At 64.7% G+C, this 16,069-nt stretch carries 13 protein-coding genes and 1 tRNA gene; 10 read left to right on the top strand and 4 right to left on the bottom strand.

Annotated elements, in window-relative coordinates; genetic code table 11:
• The first annotated feature begins 16 nt into the window (after positions 1 to 16).
• The 4 genes from scpA (at position 17) to V7066_RS08690 (ending at position 6,377) form a co-directional block, all read left to right on the top strand.
• A complete protein-coding gene (gene scpA, locus V7066_RS08705; protein ID WP_334182663.1) occupies positions 17 to 2,167 on the top strand; it encodes a methylmalonyl-CoA mutase in 2,151 nt (716 codons plus the stop codon).
• A gap of 89 nt (positions 2,168 to 2,256) precedes the next feature.
• Positions 2,257 to 3,321: a biotin synthase BioB gene (gene bioB, locus V7066_RS08700; RefSeq protein ID WP_334182662.1), complete on the top strand. Its 1,065-nt coding sequence runs from the start codon at positions 2,257 to 2,259 to the stop codon at positions 3,319 to 3,321.
• A gap of 189 nt (positions 3,322 to 3,510) precedes the next feature.
• The gene (locus V7066_RS08695) at positions 3,511 to 5,535 is read left to right on the top strand and encodes an acetyl/propionyl/methylcrotonyl-CoA carboxylase subunit alpha (RefSeq protein WP_334182661.1); all 2,025 of its coding nucleotides are present in this window, start codon (positions 3,511 to 3,513) and stop codon (positions 5,533 to 5,535) included.
• Between the two features lie 59 nt (positions 5,536 to 5,594).
• Complete coding sequence (locus V7066_RS08690; RefSeq protein ID WP_334182660.1) at positions 5,595 to 6,377, top strand: thioesterase family protein; 783 nt, start codon at positions 5,595 to 5,597, stop codon at positions 6,375 to 6,377.
• Between the two features lie 108 nt (positions 6,378 to 6,485).
• On the opposite strand, the gene V7066_RS08685 is transcribed toward V7066_RS08690, so the two are convergent.
• From V7066_RS08685 to V7066_RS08675, 3 genes are all read right to left on the bottom strand, one after another.
• On the bottom strand, positions 6,486 to 7,880 hold the full coding sequence (locus tag V7066_RS08685) for a peptide MFS transporter (protein ID WP_334182659.1): 1,395 nt from the start codon (positions 7,878 to 7,880) through the stop codon (positions 6,486 to 6,488).
• A 401-nt stretch (positions 7,881 to 8,281) separates the two neighbouring features.
• Complete coding sequence (gene aroB, locus V7066_RS08680) at positions 8,282 to 9,391, bottom strand: 3-dehydroquinate synthase (RefSeq protein WP_334182658.1); 1,110 nt, start codon at positions 9,389 to 9,391, stop codon at positions 8,282 to 8,284.
• Positions 9,382 to 9,969: a shikimate kinase gene (locus V7066_RS08675; RefSeq protein ID WP_334182657.1), complete on the bottom strand. Its 588-nt coding sequence runs from the start codon at positions 9,967 to 9,969 to the stop codon at positions 9,382 to 9,384. The genes aroB and V7066_RS08675 overlap by 10 nt, the downstream gene beginning before the upstream one ends.
• A gap of 58 nt (positions 9,970 to 10,027) precedes the next feature.
• On the opposite strand from V7066_RS08675, the gene V7066_RS08670 reads away from it, so the two are divergent.
• The 4 genes from V7066_RS08670 to V7066_RS08655 all read left to right on the top strand — a co-directional run bounded on the left by V7066_RS08670 (position 10,028) and on the right by V7066_RS08655 (position 14,507).
• Positions 10,028 to 10,186 (top strand): hypothetical protein, encoded by a 159-nt coding sequence (locus tag V7066_RS08670; protein ID WP_334182656.1) that lies wholly within the window; start codon positions 10,028 to 10,030, stop codon positions 10,184 to 10,186.
• Positions 10,183 to 12,069: a hypothetical protein gene (locus V7066_RS08665; protein WP_334182655.1), complete on the top strand. Its 1,887-nt coding sequence runs from the start codon at positions 10,183 to 10,185 to the stop codon at positions 12,067 to 12,069. The genes V7066_RS08670 and V7066_RS08665 overlap by 4 nt, the downstream gene beginning before the upstream one ends.
• 5 nt (positions 12,070 to 12,074) lie before the next feature.
• Positions 12,075 to 12,947 carry a tyrosine recombinase gene (locus tag V7066_RS08660; RefSeq protein WP_334182654.1) on the top strand — a complete coding sequence of 291 codons (873 nt, stop codon included), beginning with the start codon at positions 12,075 to 12,077 and terminating at the stop codon, positions 12,945 to 12,947.
• An 84-nt stretch (positions 12,948 to 13,031) separates the two neighbouring features.
• Complete coding sequence (locus V7066_RS08655) at positions 13,032 to 14,507, top strand: M48 family metalloprotease (RefSeq protein WP_442947317.1); 1,476 nt, start codon at positions 13,032 to 13,034, stop codon at positions 14,505 to 14,507.
• Between the two features lie 274 nt (positions 14,508 to 14,781).
• Here V7066_RS08655 and V7066_RS08650 read toward each other — a convergent pair whose 3' ends face one another.
• Entirely contained in the window at positions 14,782 to 14,970 is a 189-nt protein-coding gene (locus V7066_RS08650) for a Flp family type IVb pilin (RefSeq protein ID WP_334182653.1), read from the bottom strand.
• 330 nt (positions 14,971 to 15,300) lie between these two features.
• Between V7066_RS08650 and V7066_RS08640 the strand changes: the two genes are divergently transcribed.
• Entirely contained in the window at positions 15,301 to 15,837 is a 537-nt protein-coding gene (locus tag V7066_RS08640; protein WP_334182651.1) for a (deoxy)nucleoside triphosphate pyrophosphohydrolase, read from the top strand.
• Between the two features lie 44 nt (positions 15,838 to 15,881).
• Positions 15,882 to 15,958 (top strand) — tRNA-Arg (locus tag V7066_RS08635).
• Positions 15,959 to 16,069: the final 111 nt, after the last annotated feature.

The raw sequence follows: 16,069 nt of genomic DNA, 5'->3' as shown, positions 1-16,069 counted from the left end.
GGAAGGGATGCGGAACATGGCAGACATCAACGACTGGAAGGCGGCCGCCGACAAGGAGGTCAAGGGCAAGGACCTGACCTGGGACACGCCCGAGGGTATTGCGGTAAAGCCGCTTTACACCGCAGAGGACGTGACCGTCGATCCCGGCCTTCCCGGCTTCGCGCCGTTCACGCGCGGCGTGCGCGCCTCGATGTATGCCGGCCGTCCGTGGACCATTCGCCAGTACGCGGGCTTCTCGACTGCTGAGGAATCGAACGCCTTCTATCGCCGCAACCTCGCGGCGGGGCAGAAGGGCCTTTCGGTCGCCTTCGACCTTGCCACCCATCGCGGCTACGACAGCGACCATCCGCGCGTGGTGGGTGACGTGGGCAAGGCGGGCGTCGCCATCGATTCCGTCGAGGACATGAAGATCCTGTTCGACGGCATTCCGCTCGACAAGATGTCGGTCTCCATGACCATGAACGGCGCGGTGATCCCGATCCTCGCCTTCTTCATCGTGGCGGGCGAGGAGCAGGGCGTCGACCGCAAGCTGCTCGACGGGACCATCCAGAACGACATCCTCAAGGAGTTCATGGTCCGCAACACCTACATCTACCCGCCCGAGCCTTCGATGCGGATCATCTCGGACATCTTCGGCTACACCAGCCGCGAGATGCCGAAGTTCAACTCGATCTCGATTTCCGGCTATCACATGCAGGAAGCCGGGGCGACGCAGGTGCAGGAACTGGCCTTCACCATCGCCGACGGCGCGGAATACGTGAAGTACGGCGTGGCCTCGGGCCTCGATATCGACAAGTTCGCGGGCCGCCTCTCGTTCTTCTTCGCCATCGGCATGAACTTCTTCATGGAAGTGGCCAAGCTGCGCGCCGCGCGCGTGCTGTGGCACCGGGTGATGACGGAGCTTGGCGCCAAGGACGAGCGCTCGAAGATGCTGCGCACGCACTGCCAGACTTCGGGCGTGAGCTTGCAGGAGCAGGACCCCTACAACAACGTCATCCGCACCACGATCGAGGCGATGGCATCGATGCTGGGCGGCACCCAGTCGCTGCACACCAACGCGCTGGACGAAGCGATCGCGCTGCCGACCGACTTCTCGGCCCGCATCGCCCGTAATACCCAGATCATCATCCAGGAGGAGACCGGCATGTGCAATGTCGTCGATCCGCTGGGTGGGTCCTACTACATCGAATCGCTGACGCAACAGCTGGTCGATCAGGCCTGGGAAATCATCGAGCGCGTTCAGGCAGAGGGCGGCATGGCCAAGGCCGTCGCCGCCGGCTGGCCCAAGGCAATGATCGAGACCGCCGCCGCCGCCCGTCAGGCCCGCGTGGACCGGGGTGACGACGTGATCGTCGGCGTCAACAAGTACCGTCTTGCCAGCGAAGACCTGCTGGAGACGCTGGAAGTCGACAACGCCAAGGTCCGCGAAGGCCAGATCGCCCGCATCAACAAGATGAAGGCGGATCGCGACGAGGCCAAGTGTCAGGCCGCGCTCAAGGCTCTGCGCGATGGTGCCGCCGCGCCCGCCAGCATCGAAAACAACCTGCTCGCGCTCGCCGTCGAGTGCGCCCGCGCCCGGGCCACGCTGGGCGAGATCAGCTCGGCCATGGAAGACAGCTTCCAGCGCTATGGCACCCAGCCGACCCCGGTGAAGGGCGTCTATGCCGCGCCTTACGAGGGCGACAGCCGCTGGCAGCAGGTGCTGGATGGCGTGGCTGCGGTGGAGCGTCGCCTTGGCCGCAAGCCCAAGCTGCTGGTCGCCAAGATGGGGCAGGATGGCCATGATCGCGGCGCGAACGTGATCGCGTCGGCCTTCGGGGACATGGGCTTCGACGTCGTGTCGGGTCCGCTGTTCCAGACGCCGGAGGAAACCGTGGTGCTGGCGCTGGACAGTGCGGTCGATGTCGTCGGCGCGTCCAGCCTTGCGGCCGGTCACAAGACGCTGATCCCCGAACTGATCCAGAAACTGCGCGAAGCTGGTCGCAGCGACATCAAGGTGATCGCTGGCGGCGTCATCCCGCCGCAGGACTATGAATACCTGCGGAGTGCGGGCGTTCAGGGCATCTACGGTCCCGGCTCCAACGTGGTGGAATGCGCCGCCGACGTGCTGCGCCTGCTCGGCCATAACATGCCGCCGCTCGGTTCTTCGCTGGAAGCGGCGGAATAAGGATGGCCACGCTGGATCGACGCCGCGCTTGCCCCTATGACCGGGGTTTGGCCGCGCGTCATCCCGCGCGCACCGCCTGAGGAATGACTATGACTGAGACCCCCGCCGTCAGCCCCCAACCCTTGGCTCGCACTGACTGGACCCGCGAGGAAATCGCGGCGCTGTTCGACCTGCCGTTCACCGAACTGGTATTCCGCGCAGCCGAAGTCCATCGCGCCAGCCATCCGCACAACGAAGTGCAGCTTTCCACGCTGCTTTCGATCAAGACCGGCGGCTGCGTGGAAGACTGCGGCTATTGCTCGCAGTCGGTTTCGGCGAACAGCGGGGTCAAGGCGACCAAGCTGATGGAAGTGCAGCAGGTGCTCCAGCGTGCGGCGCAGGCGGCCGATCAGGGCTCCACCCGCTTCTGCATGGGCGCCGCCTGGCGCAACCCGAAGGACCGCGACATGCCCGCCATCATCGAGATGGTGCAGGGCGTGCGCGCCATGGGCATGGAAACCTGCATGACGCTGGGCATGCTGACGCCGCAGCAGGCGGACATGCTCTCCGAAGCTGGCCTCGACTACTACAACCACAACATCGACACCTCGCCCGAACGTTATGACCAGGTGATCACCACGCGCACGATGGATGATCGTCTCGATACGCTGTCGAACGTGCGCATGGCGGGCATCAACGTCTGCTCCGGCGGCATCGTTGGCATGGGCGAGACACGCGCCGACCGCGTGGGCTTCGTCCATACGCTGGCGACCCTGCCGGATCACCCGCAGTCGGTTCCGGTCAACGCACTGGTTCCGGTGAAGGGCACCGTGCTGGGCGACATGCTGGCCGATACGCCGCTCGCCAAGATCGACGACGTGGAATTCGTGCGCACTGTCGCGGTCGCGCGCATCACCATGCCGCTGTCGATGGTGCGCCTCTCGGCGGGCCGCGAGTCGATGTCGGAAATGACGCAGGCGATGTGCTTCATGGCCGGCGCCAACTCGATCTTCACCGGCGACCAGTTGCTGACTGCGCCGAACGCGGGCGATGACAGCGACGCTGCGATGTTCGCGCGTCTTGGCATCAAGCCGATGGCGATCGAACTGACCGAAGCGCAAGTGGAAGCCCAGCGCATGCCCAAGGGTTGCGCGAAGCTGGAAGCGGCGGAGTAACGAATGGGCACCGCGCGCCCCTCCACCCAAACCGTCATGTTGAACCGGGTTCAGGGTGACGATGCAGGGGAGGGGGCGCGCCGAGTATCGAGAGGATGAGGGGCGGCTCATCGTCTTGTTCGCTGCGATGGTTTTAATGATCGACGTCGGCTTCTTCATGCACGGCGACTGACTTGGGAGTTTACGGGGTTGTTCAAGAAAATCCTCATCGCAAACCGGGGCGAGATCGCCTGCCGCGTGATCAAGACCGCGCGGCGCATGGGCATCCAGACCGTCGCCGTCTATTCCGATGCCGATGCCCGCGCGCCGTTCGTGCAGATGGCCGATGAGGCTGTCCACATCGGCCCCGCGCCCGCCGCGCAGTCGTACCTGATTGCCGACAAGATCATCCAGGCCTGCAAGCAGACCGGCGCCGAAGCCGTCCATCCGGGCTACGGCTTCCTCTCCGAGCGTACCTCCTTCGCCGAGGCGCTGGCCGCAGAGGGGATCGAGTTCATCGGTCCCCCTGTCGGCGCGATCGCCGCGATGGGGGACAAGATCGAGTCCAAGAAGCTGGCCAAGCAGGCGGGTGTCAACGTCGTCCCCGGCTTCGTCGGCGAGATCGAGGATACCGAGCACGCCGTGCGCATCTCGAACGAGATCGGCTATCCGGTGATGATGAAGGCCAGCGCGGGCGGCGGCGGCAAGGGCATGCGCCTCGCCTACGACGAAAAGGACGTGCGCGAGGGCTTCGAGAGCGTGAAGCGCGAAGGCCTTAACTCCTTCGGTGACGACCGCGTCTTCATCGAGAAGTTCATCCTCAATCCGCGCCACATCGAGATCCAGATCCTCGGCGACAAGCACGGCAATATCCTCTATCTGAACGAGCGCGAATGCTCGATCCAGCGCCGCCACCAGAAGGTGGTCGAGGAAGCGCCGTCGCCCTTCGTCACCGAGAAGATGCGCAAGGCCATGGGCGAACAGTGCGTCGCCCTGTCGCGCGCGGTGGGCTACTATTCGGCGGGCACGGTGGAACTCATCGTCTCGGGCGCCGACCCGACGGGCGAGAGCTTCTACTTCCTCGAAATGAACACCCGCCTTCAGGTGGAACACCCGGTTACCGAAGCGATCACCGGCGTCGATCTGGTCGAGCAGATGATCCGCGTCGCTGCGGGAGAGAAGCTGGAGATGACGCAGGCCGACGTGAAGATCGACGGCTGGGCCATCGAAAACCGCGTCTATGCCGAAGACCCCTATCGCGGCTTCCTGCCTTCGACCGGTCGTCTGGTGCGCTATCAGCCGCCGGTGGACGGCTGGGATGACGACGGTGCCGAGAACGGCCGCCGCGGCGTCGATGGCATTCGTGTCGACGACGGCGTTTACGAAGGCGGCGAAGTCTCGATGTTCTACGACCCGATGATCGCCAAGCTGATCACCTGGGGCGAGACCCGCGACGAGGCCGCCGACAAGCAGGTGGCCGCGCTCGACCTGTTCGAGATCGAGGGCCTTGGCCACAACATCGATTTCGTCTCGGCCATCATGCAGCACCCGCGCTTCCGCTCGGGAGAGCTGACTACGGGCTTCATAGCCGAGGAATATCCCGAAGGTTTCACCGGCGCGCCTGCGTCGGAAGAACTGAAGGGCAAGCTGGCCGCCGTGGCCGCTTTCGTCGCTACCGCGCGGGCAGACCGTGCGCGCCGCGTCGATGGGCAACTGGCGCCGCATCGCCTCTCGCCGCCGTCCGAATGGACCGTCACCATCGACAAGGTGCCTTACGAAGTCGTGATCGACGATGAGGACGTCACGGTGAACGGCACCTATGTGGAGCTGGCGATGGAATACACGCCGGGTGACCGCCTGATCGACGCCGAGATCGACGGCGAGGCCATCGGCATCCGCGTGGCGCCCACGCGCACGGGTCTGAAGATGACCACGCGCGGCTGCATCCACGATGTCCTGATCCTGCCCAGCCACATCGCCTCGCTGAACCAGCACATGATCGAAAAGATCCCGCCGGATCTCTCGAAGTACCTGATCTGCCCAATGCCGGGCCTGCTCGTCGCGCTTCATGTGGGCGAGGGGGACAAGGTCGAGGCGGGGCAGCCGCTGGCCGTCGTCGAGGCGATGAAGATGGAGAACATCCTGCGCGCCGAGAAGTCCGGCGCGGTGAAGGCGGTCAATGCCAAGGCGGGCGAAAGCCTCGCGGTGGACGCAATCATCCTCGAAATGGAGTGATGCTTCGCGGCTCTCCTTCAGCCGGAGAGCCGCGTTCCCGATGAATTGAGGTCTTGCCGATGACAGGTTTTGCCGCGCGTCTTGCCGCTGCGGAGGCGATCGATGGCGGGTTCGCTTTCGATATCACCGACGACTGGCTTCAGGGCCGCACCGCTTATGGCGGCCTGACCTCGGCACTTGCGCTGGCGGCGGCACAGCGTCTCGATCCGGATTTGCCGCCGCTACGCTCCGGTCAGTTCGCGATGATCGCGCCGCTGGCCGGGCGGGTGGAGGCGCGGGCGAGGATCGTGCGCAAGGGGCGCAATGCGACCTGGGTCGCCGCGGAACTGTCTAACGAGAAGGGTGTGGGCTTCACCGCAAGCTTCGTGTTCATGCGCCAGATCGAGAGCGCGGCGGATATTGCGGGCTATCCGATGCCGGAAGGCGTGAACCCGGTGGCCGATGCCAAGCCGGTGCCCATGGATCATGCGCCCGCATTTCTCCGCGAGAACTTCGATGCGCGTTTTGCGCTGCCCAAATCGGCGCTGGGTGAGGCGGACTTGTGCTGGTGGGTTCGGCTCAAGCAGCGTGAGGGTCTCGATCCCGCGCTGGAGGCCGTGCTGATCGGCGATGCCTTGCCGACGGCGGTGTTGCCGCTGCTCGATTTCCGCGTGCCGATCAGTTCTATGCACTGGCACGTCAACATGCTGGAACCTGCGCCGACGACCGCAGACGGCTGGTGGCTGCTGCGCTCCACCAGCGAATTCGCGCGGGATGGCGGAGCGAGCGAGCATATCCTGCAGTGGAATGCTGCGGGCAGGCCGGTACTCGCGGGCATGCAGTCGGTTGCGGTGTTTGGCTGAGAAAGCCGGCTTCACCTCGTCATTGCGAGGAAGTGAAGCGAGCGAAGCAATCCGGAAGCCTCTGAATTACTTCGCTACGCCCGCAATGACGAAGCAGGTGGGTGCCTTTTAGGCCGGAGCCGTCTCACCCGCGAGGGTCTTGCCCAGCGCGATCTTGAACGCCGCGAAGGCGATCAGGCCCACGGCGGCGGATGCAACGTGGAGCAGCCAGAACGACACGGTATCCATCGAGGAATACCAGCCGCCCACTTCGCCAACGATCTTGTTCGCGCCGAAGAATGCCAGATAGTAGATGCCCACGACCGTCGCATTGAGCGGGCGTGGGGCGACCTTGGTGAACAGCGCCAGGCTGACCGGCATGATGTGCGCGAAGCCGATCGAGTTGAAGAAGTGGAACATCACCGGCCAGAACAGGCCGATCTTCGCGTTTCCGGCGGTCGCGGCGGCGATCACCAGGCACATGCCGCCCATCATGCTGAAGACCGAGCCGATGATCATCTTGCCGAGTTCGTCGGGCTCGCGGCCGGTGCGGGCGGAATACCACTTCCAGAAGGCTGCCACGACCACCAGCATCGAGAAGCTGAGGGTGGCATCGACGGTGATCATCCAGCTTGTCGGCAGGGTGTCGCCGAAGAAGGTCAGCTGGAACTTGTCGTCCGCCCAGACGAGGTAGGCGTTGAAGATCTCCTGGTTGCTCATCATCGCGACGGCGAGCACCGGCACCAACACCGCAAGGGCGCCGAGGCGGGGCCAGTCGGAGCGGGTCAGGCGGATCTTCGGGGCCTTTTCACCCTTGGGTGCGCGGTTGTCGGCGGGGAGCCAGTGTCCGGCCTTGAGGTAGATGATCAGGCCGAGCACCATGACGATCCCGGCGGTGCCGAAGCCGTAGTGCCAGCCGACTTTCTCGCCCAGCGTACCGGCGATCAGCGGTGCGGCGATCACCGAGACGTTGATGGCGATGTAGAAGATCTGGAACGCCATGGCGCGGCGCAGGTCGCCGGGCTTGTAGAGTTCGCCGACCTGGCTGGCGATGTTGCCCTTGAACAGGCCGACGCCGACGACCAGCGACACCAGCGCCAGCAGGAACATGCCCTCGAAAGCCATGAGGAAGTGGCCGAGCGACATGACCACCGCGCCCGCGATCAGCGTTGCCTTGCGGCCGAGCCAGCGGTCCGCCACGATGCCGCCGAGGATCGGGGTCAGATAGACGAGCGATGTGTAGTCGCCGAAGATCGCCGAGGCGAGCGGTTGCCCGTCGAGACCGGCATAGTGCCAGCCGCGCAGCCACGACAGACCTACGACCTTGCCGATATTCTCCGGCAGAAGCAGATACTTGACCATGTAGAGCACGAGCAGCGTCTGCATCGAATAGTACGAAAAGCGCTCGCAGCCTTCCACGAAGGAGAGGTAGCCCAGACCCTTGGGATGGCCCAGGAATGCGCGGTCGTTCCGCTCGATTTCTTCGGGAAAATCGAGTTCGGGAGTAGCTTCGGAAAGTGTCATGGCGTCAGGTGCGACCCGGTACTTTTGTTATCCAAGCGCGCAGCATAGTGACGGGTCACGGAAATGTCACGTTGGGCAAAGGTTTGCGCCTAAGGATTGCAGCTAAGCGCAAATATTCAAACGGAAAAGGCGACAGACCCGATCGACCTGTCGCCTTCCCGTACGCCCCCGGACCTCGTGAAAGGTTCTGCGATCGGCGCCAAATTCCATGCCCAAATTTCATGGAAGGAATGGTGGGAAAACGCGGAGCAAGGGCGACTCGTTGCCGAATATGCCGCATGCAGGGCACGGCGCGTCGGAATTTTACCCTGTGCGATAAGGAGATACCGGTATTTCGGCAGCTTTATCGCTGACGGCCTGTCATCCTGAAAAGCGTTCAGAATGACAGGCGATAGGGGGCGTCAGTCTCGCGCCAGTTCCTCGTTGAGGAACGCGGCGACGTCGTCGAGCGAGACCTGCTTGTCGAGGTAGGTCTGGCCGATTCCCTTGAGCAGCAGGAAGGGCAGGGTGCCGGCGTCCATCTTCTTGTCGTGCAGCATATGCTCGACGAGGCGGGCGCCGTCGCAGTCCAGATCGAGGGCCTTGAGGCTGGCGGGCAGGCCGATCTCGCCGATGTGGCGGGCGATGTGCTCGGCGCTGGCGCGCGGCATCAGTTCGCGGTGGGCGGAGTAGCGCGCGGCCAGCACCATGCCGAGCGCCACCGCCTCGCCGTGGAGCAGGCGCGTGGAGAAGCCGGTTTCGGCCTCCAGCGCATGGCCGAAAGTATGGCCGAGGTTGAGCAGGGCGCGCTTGCCGGTGGTCTCGAACTCGTCTTCCGCGACGATCCGCGCCTTGCTCGCCACCGAATGGGCGACGGCATATTCGCGCAGTTGGCTGTCGCCCGCGAGCATCGCGGCGGCATTGGTATCGCACCAGGCGAAGAAGTCGGCATCGTCGATGAGGCCGTACTTCACCACTTCGGCATAGCCCGCCAGAAGGTCGCGCTCGGGCAGGGTTTCCAGCGCCGAAAGGTCGGCCAGCACCAGCGAGGGCTGGTGAAACGCGCCGACAAGGTTCTTGCCGGCGGGCGTGTTGATCGCGGTCTTGCCGCCGACGCTCGAATCGACCTGGGCGAGCAGGGTGGTCGGCACCTGGATGAACTTGCAGCCGCGCTTGAGCACCGAGGCGCAGAAGCCGGTGAGATCGCCGATGACGCCGCCGCCCAGCGCGATGATATGGTCGCCGCGCTCCACTTCGAGCGAAAGCAGCCAGTTCACCGTGGCCGCCAGTTCGTCCCACGACTTGGTGGCCTCGCCGGGGGGGAGAATGCGCCAGTGCGGCTCGTGACCGTTGTCGCGCAGGCTGGCCTCGACCACTTCGCCCCAGGCGGCATGGACGTTGGTGTCGGTGATGATCGGCACGCCGCGCTTGCGCAGGCGGCCCCGGCACTGCGGCACCAGTTCCGCGAGCAGTCCGGCGCCGACGCGCACTTCGTAGGGGCGGCCTGCGATATCGACGGGGATTACAGCCATTGCGAAATTCCCTGAAGCACCTTGTTGATCGTCTGGACGTGCGGGCCGCTGTGACTCATCACATGAATCGGGGCCAGCGAATAGTGCTGCCTCCGGTCCTCGCGCAGCCGTGTGAGAATTTCCCTAGGGTCTCCGCCTTGCAGCAGCGGGCGGTTGTCCTTGCGCGCCGTGCGTTCGACCAGGGTTTCGACTTCGCTGTCGAGCCAGACGGTGATCGCCTTTTCGAGAATCAGTTGCCGCGTCACTTCGTTGCAGAAGGCGCCGCCGCCGGTCGCGATCACGCAGGGTCCTACTTTCGGTTCGCCTCCGGAATCGATCAGGCGGGAGATGACCCGGCGTTCCCCGTCGCGGAAATAGGACTCGCCGTAAGTCTCGAAAATCTCGGGGATCGACATCTGCGCGGAGCGCTCGATTTCCTCGTCGGCGTCGACGAAAGGACAGTCCAGCAGGGTGGCGAGGCGCTTGCCCACGCTCGATTTGCCCACGCCCATCATTCCGACCAGAACGATGGGGCGGTCGATGCGCCGCGCGAGCGCGGCAATTTCCTGCGCGGAAAACCGGGTCTGTTGAACGTCCATTGCTCCATCGCCTATAGTTGCGCTAGGTCGCAGCGCAAGCATCGGTGAAGGAAGGCGAGTGACGATACCAAAACGCAGGCGCAAGTTCTCAGGCGTGGCTGCCGTTTCCATCGTCCTGCTGGCGATTGCGGTGTTGATTTGGGCTTGGACGAACGGCGGCCGTTCGCCGGTGCGCGATATCGTCCAGCCGGTTCCGGTGCCGGAGTTGCCGCAATGACCGTGCGTATCAGGACATGGCATCTGCTGGTGGGCGCCTCGCTGGCGCTGACTTCGGCATGGGCGGTGGCGCAGGACGCGCCGGAATCGCTGCTGCCGAAGATGTTCGACGAGCCGACGCCGACCCCAACGCCTGCGCCCAGCCGTCCGGCGGCGACCGGCGGTTCGGCAGCTTCCCGTCCGGCAACCACCAGCGTTTCCACGCCGGTGATCCAGCCTCTGCCGACGGCGGTGCCGAGCTTCACGCCGGATTCCTTCGTGACCGTCGATGCCGCCGGCAAGAGCACGCTGAAGCGCATGCCGACGCTCGAAGAGCTTCAGGGCATGTCGCCCGAGGACTTCGAGCAGCTGCTCACCGACAAGCTCAACCTCGACATGCCCGCCGGCGCTCGCCGCTCGATGGAGGATATCGGCCTCGTCGACGAGAGCGAGGGCGGCATGGCGGCAGGCTCGCTCGCCACGCAGAACCCCTATCTGGTGCAGACCGCGCTGGCCGCCAATCGCGGCACGCTGGTTTCGCGCTGGGGCCATATCCTGCTGCGCCGCGCGCTCGCCTCACGCCTTCAGGCTCCGGCGGGGATGAGCCCGCAGCAGTTCCTGGCGCTGCGCGTCGGCCTGCTGATTCGCATGGGCGAGAACGACGCCGCGCGCGCGGTGATGCAGGGCCTCGATATCTCGAACTTCACGCCGGACATTACCCGCGAGGCGTTCGACATCTATCAGCGCACGGCGGATTTCACCGGCATGTGCCCGGTGCTCTCGATTCAGGGTGTGCAAGGTTCGGGCATAGAGTGGAGTGCGGCCCAGTCGATCTGCGATGCCTTCCGCGGTAGCGGCGCTGCGGCGCTCTCGCGGCTGGAGAAGGCGCGTGTCAGCGGGAAGATGCCGCGCATCGATTCCCTGCTCGCGCAGAAATATGCGGGCGCTGCCGGACGTTCGCGCAAGGCCGTGACGATCGAGTGGGACGGCGTCGATACGATGACGCCCTGGCGCTACGGCCTTGCCATCGGCGTCGGCCTGAACCCGCCGGAGAGCGCCATGGTCGGCGCCGGCCCCGCCTACGACAGCATCACCGCGCTGGCGCCGATGGTTGGGCTGTCCCGCCGCGCTGCCGCCGCCGACCGGGCGGGGGCGACGGGCGTGCTGTCCAATGCGGCCATGGTCGATCTCTACGCGCAGCTCTATGCCGATCCCGACGTGACCGGCGACTGGCAGAAGCGGGCGGAAACCCTGCGCGATGCCTATGGTCTCGAATCGCCCGCAGGCCGCATTTCGGCGATGCAGAGCCTGTGGACGGGCGCAGGCGGCGCGCAGGCTAGTTATGCCCGGCAGGTGCTGACCGCCGCTGCTGCCGCGCGCATCGCGCCGAGCAAGGATCTGGCGGGCGACGCCGGTGCGCTGATCGCCTCGATGCTTGCGGCGGGCTACGACACCAATGCGCTGGCCTGGTCGCCGATCGTGCCTTCGGGCAGCCAGGGCTGGGGGCTGCTGACCCTGGCGGCGCCGGGACGCATTCGCAGCGTGGATACCGGCGCGGTCGATAGCTATTACGGCGACGACGAAAGCCAGAACAAGCGCAAGAGTGCCTTCCTTGTCGCAGGCCTCGCCGGGCTAGGCCGCATCGATGAGGGCGCGGCCACGCGCTATTCGAACGAGTGGGGCATGCAGCTGGACAGCGCCACCCGCTTCACCACCGCGATCGAGCGGGCCGCGCGGGACGGCGATGCCGCCAGCGTGGCGATGCTGGCGGGACTCGGCATGCAGGGTAGCAGCTGGCAACGCATGACGCCGCGCTATCTCTACCACATCGTTTCGGCGCTGCGCACGGTCGGTCTTGATGCGGAAGCGCGGATGATCGCAGCGGAAGCGGTGGCGCGGGCCTGAGTTCCATGGCGGACCACGCCGAGCGGTTTCTGGCGATGCTGGCGGCCGAGCGCGGCGCGGCGGCGAACACGCTGGCGGCTTATCGGCGCGATCTCGCGGCGGCGGAGGAGGAACTCGGTGATCTCGCCGCAGCCGACGGCGATGCACTCGCGGCGCTGGGAGAGGCTTGGGACATGCTTGCCGCGTCCAGTCTCGCCCGTCGCTGCTCGGCGCTTCGGCAATTCTACGGCTTTCTGGTGGACGAGGGACTGCGGGCCGACGACCCTTCCGGCTCGCTGCCCAAGCCGCGCACGCGCCGTCCCTTGCCGCGTCTGCTGTCGCACGAGGAAGTCGAGCGCTTCCTCGCCACTGCCGAGGCCGAAGCGGCGAGCGAGCGCTCCGATGCGGTGCGGCTGCTGACGCTGTTGGAACTGCTCTACGGATCGGGCCTGCGCGCGACGGAGATGGTCTCCCTGCCGCTGGCGGCGGTGCCGCGCGACGCGCCGTTCCTGCATGTCACCGGCAAGGGCGGGCAGCAGCGCATGGTGCCAGTGAGCGGACGCGCCCGCGCGGTGCTTTCGCGCTGGCTGGCGGTGCGGCGCGGCAGTTCGAAGTTCCTGTTCCCGTCGAGCGGCGAGAGCGGCCATCTGACGCGGGTGCGGCTGTTCCAGTTGTTGCGGGCATTGGCAGTGCGGGCGGAAATCGATCCCACGCGGGTTTCGCCTCATGTGCTGCGCCACGCTTTTGCGACCCACTTGCTGGAAGGCGGCGCGGACCTCAGGGTCTTGCAGATGCTGCTCGGCCATGCGGACATCGCCACGACGCAGATCTATACCCATGTCGATTCCGCGCGTCTGGTCGCGTTGGTGAATGCCCGCCACCCGCTCGCGCGGGGGTGAGCGGCGGGAACAAGCGGTAGCAGATCCCGTTGCAGAACGGGAACGTCCTTGGCGGAGGGGAAAGCGGTGTTCGTAAATGGAATGATGGGGCGCAAGTACAGTGGGATCGCGGTGGCAACCTCGCTCGCATTTGCGCCGAGTGCGACGGGAGTTGCGGTGGCGGCGGCGGCCTATCCGGCAACGGTCAGTTCCATCAGCCGCGCCGACAAGGAGCAGGGCGCCAAAGCGCATCCCGATCTGCTGTCGGAGTTCGGCGGTTCCGTGACAGGACCTCAGGCCGCCTATGTCGAGCAGGTGGGCAAGAACATCGCCGTGCAGTCCGGCCTTTCCAACGCGAAGGGCGATTTCACCGTCACCCTGTTGAACTCGCCGGTGAACAACGCTTTCGCGATTCCCGGCGGCTATATCTATGTGACGCGCCAGTTGACGGCCTTGATGAACAACGAGGCGGAACTCGCAGGCGTGCTCGGGCACGAGGTGGGGCATGTTGCGGCGCGCCACTCGGCCAAGCGGCAGCAGGCGGCCTCGCGTAACCAGTTGCTCGGCGCGCTGGGCTCGATTCTCTCAGGCGTGCTGCTGGGGGACAGCGCTTTCGGGCGGCTTGGGCAGCAACTGGCCTCGCAGGGGTCGCAGATGCTGACGCTGAAATATTCGCGCACGCAGGAACTGGAAGCGGACCGGCTGGGGATCACTTATCTGAAACGCGCCGGTTACGATCCGCGGGCGATGGCGACGGTGCTGAACAGCCTTGCGCGGCAGAACGCGCTGGAGGCGCAACTACGCGGAAGTTCGAGCCAGGTGCCGCAATGGGCTTCGACTCACCCCGATCCCGCCTCTCGCGTGCGCGATGCTCTTTCGCTGGCGGGCAGTGCTGCGACCGGGACGACGAATCGCGACGTGTTTCTCACCCGCATCGACGGCCTCGTCTATGGCGACGATCCTAAGCAGGGGATCATAGACGGCGGCAAGTTCACCCATCCGGAACTGCGTCTGGCATTCCAGGCGCCGGAGGGCTTTTATCTGGTGAACGGGACGCAGGCGGTCTCGATCAACGGGGATTCGGGCAAGGCGCAGTTTTCCGGCGGTGCAATGGGAACCGGGCTGGATGCCTATATCCAGACGGTGTTCTCCAGCTTGACCGAATCGGGGCAGGCGCAAATCGAACCGTCCAGCATCGAGCGGACCACGGTGAACGGGCTTCCCGCCGCTTACGGCGTGGCGCGGGTACAGGCTTCGAGCGGACCGGTGGACGTGGCGGTGTTCGCTTACGATTTCGGGGGCGGCAAGGCCTATCACTTCCTGACGATCACGCGCGTCGGCGGGGCAGGGGTGTTCAACCCGATGTTCAAGAGCCTGCGCCGCATCTCCGCTGCCGATGCCGGGCAGGTGCGGCCGCGCCGCTTGGCGGTCGTGACTGTAAAGGCTGGCGACACCGTGCAGTCGCTGGCCGGGCGCATGGCCTATACGGATGCGGCTCTGGAGCGGTTTCTGGTGCTCAACGGGTTGGAGAGCGATGCGCGGCTAGTGCCGGGACAGAAGGTGAAGCTGGTTATCTATTGAGAGGATGGCCGGGCGGTTGCTGACGCGCAGTTCTGAAATCTTGCGCGTTCCTATCAACCTCGCACTCGTCATCCTGAACTTGTTTAGCTTCGCTGGCGTTCGGCTCAGGATCCATTTCTGACCATCGACGGCGGGTTGTTCGGCGAGATGGATCCTGAAACAAGTTCAGGATGACGTGGAGTATTTGCGATAGGTTTGTTGATGCAGCCATCGTCTGCACAAATGAAAAGGGCAGCAGGTTTCCCCGCCGCCCTTTATTCTAAGTGCGATAAGATTACTTAGCGTCAGTAGCCTTGTTCGCCGTCTGAAGGTTGGTGCTGGTCTTCTCAAACGTCGCCTTGAGATCGGTGCCCAGACCCTGCATGGCAGCGATCGCTGCAACGGCGATGAGGGCGGCGATCAGGCCGTATTCGATAGCGGTGGCGCCCTGTTCGTTGCGGCGCAGCTTGGCGAGAAACTTCATCTGATGTCTCCTGAATGAAAGCAATCTGGTGTACCCGGTCCGCCCCGCCCCCCGGCTTACCCTATGAGGCACTCGCTTCGGCGCTTTGGACAGGCTTGGAACTACGCCACAAGTGTTGAAGAAAACTTAAGCGCGAAACCTTGTTACTTCCCCGAGATCGCATCCGCCGACTTCTGGGATACGCCGGTCCATAGCCGGATCGTCTCCGACGCGACGCCGTTCAGGGCGACGAGCATGACAAGTACGATCATGGCAAGGATAAGGGCGTACTCTACTGCGGTAGCGCCACGTTTATCTTGAGATACGTGCTGGAGAATCGACTTTATAGTCATGATTGCTTGCAATACCCCCGATATATTCCTGAAATACCATTTCATCGTTAAAGAGTTCCTAAAGGAGGGCGCGAAGCTGGAAAATTCTCTTACACCCCTGTTGCCCCCGCTGTTGGTCGTGGCCGTGGCGCTGGTGCGTCCCGATGAGCGAATCCTGATGCAGCAGCGGCCTTCCGCATCGATCCACGGAGACCTCTGGGAATTTCCGGGCGGCAAGGTCGAGCCGGGCGAGACGCCGGAGCACGCCGCCGCGCGTGAATTGCACGAAGAACTGGGCGTCGATCTTGCGCCGGATGCCCTCCTGCCAGTCGGCTTCGCCAGCAGCGGCAGCCTGGCGCCCTCGGAAGGGCAGCCAGGGCGGGCGGTCGTCATTCTTCTTTATATATGTCGCGAATGGTGCGGCGAACCGCAGGCGCACGAGGCGCAGGCACTGAACTGGTGCAGTCTGGAGGCGATCCCGGATCTGGCGATGCCGCCGCTCGATTATCCGCTCGCTGCCAACTTATCCACATTCTTGCTCGGGAATGCGATATAGGCGTTGACGGCAGAGCGAACGACTCCTATTGGCGCCTCTCCAACGCGCCCGTAGCTCAGCTGGATAGAGCATCAGACTACGAATCTGAGGGTCGGACGTTCGAATCGTTCCGGGCGCACCATTTCTTCCTCACGGGCTTCGGCCTCTGGAGGGAATGGCACCACATAGGGCAAATTGTGCGCCCGTAGCTCAGCTGGATAGAGCATCAGACTACGAATCTGAGGGTCGGACG

Source organism: Novosphingobium sp. (assembly GCF_036820275.1).
In the GTDB taxonomy this organism is placed as follows: Bacteria; Pseudomonadota; Alphaproteobacteria; order Sphingomonadales; family Sphingomonadaceae; genus Novosphingobium.
The sequence above is the reverse complement of the archived record's forward strand: the minus strand, read 5'-3'. Positions and strand labels throughout refer to the sequence as shown.

Excerpts from the sequence above, each read along its gene's own strand:
- scpA (WP_334182663.1), top strand. The coding sequence starts at position 17 with ATGGCAGACATCAACGACTGGAAGGCGGCCGCCGACAAGGAGGTCAAG.
- bioB (WP_334182662.1), top strand. The coding sequence starts at position 2,257 with ATGACTGAGACCCCCGCCGTCAGCCCCCAACCCTTGGCTCGCACTGAC.
- V7066_RS08690 (WP_334182660.1), top strand. The coding sequence starts at position 5,595 with ATGACAGGTTTTGCCGCGCGTCTTGCCGCTGCGGAGGCGATCGATGGC.
- V7066_RS08685 (WP_334182659.1), bottom strand. The coding sequence starts at position 7,880 with ATGACACTTTCCGAAGCTACTCCCGAACTCGATTTTCCCGAAGAAATC.
- aroB (WP_334182658.1), bottom strand. The coding sequence starts at position 9,391 with ATGGCTGTAATCCCCGTCGATATCGCAGGCCGCCCCTACGAAGTGCGC.
- V7066_RS08675 (WP_334182657.1), bottom strand. The coding sequence starts at position 9,969 with ATGGACGTTCAACAGACCCGGTTTTCCGCGCAGGAAATTGCCGCGCTC.
- V7066_RS08665 (WP_334182655.1), top strand. The coding sequence starts at position 10,183 with ATGACCGTGCGTATCAGGACATGGCATCTGCTGGTGGGCGCCTCGCTG.
- V7066_RS08660 (WP_334182654.1), top strand. The coding sequence starts at position 12,075 with ATGGCGGACCACGCCGAGCGGTTTCTGGCGATGCTGGCGGCCGAGCGC.
- V7066_RS08655 (WP_442947317.1), top strand. The coding sequence starts at position 13,032 with ATGGGGCGCAAGTACAGTGGGATCGCGGTGGCAACCTCGCTCGCATTT.
- V7066_RS08650 (WP_334182653.1), bottom strand. The coding sequence starts at position 14,970 with ATGAAGTTTCTCGCCAAGCTGCGCCGCAACGAACAGGGCGCCACCGCT.
- V7066_RS08640 (WP_334182651.1), top strand. The coding sequence starts at position 15,301 with ATGATTGCTTGCAATACCCCCGATATATTCCTGAAATACCATTTCATC.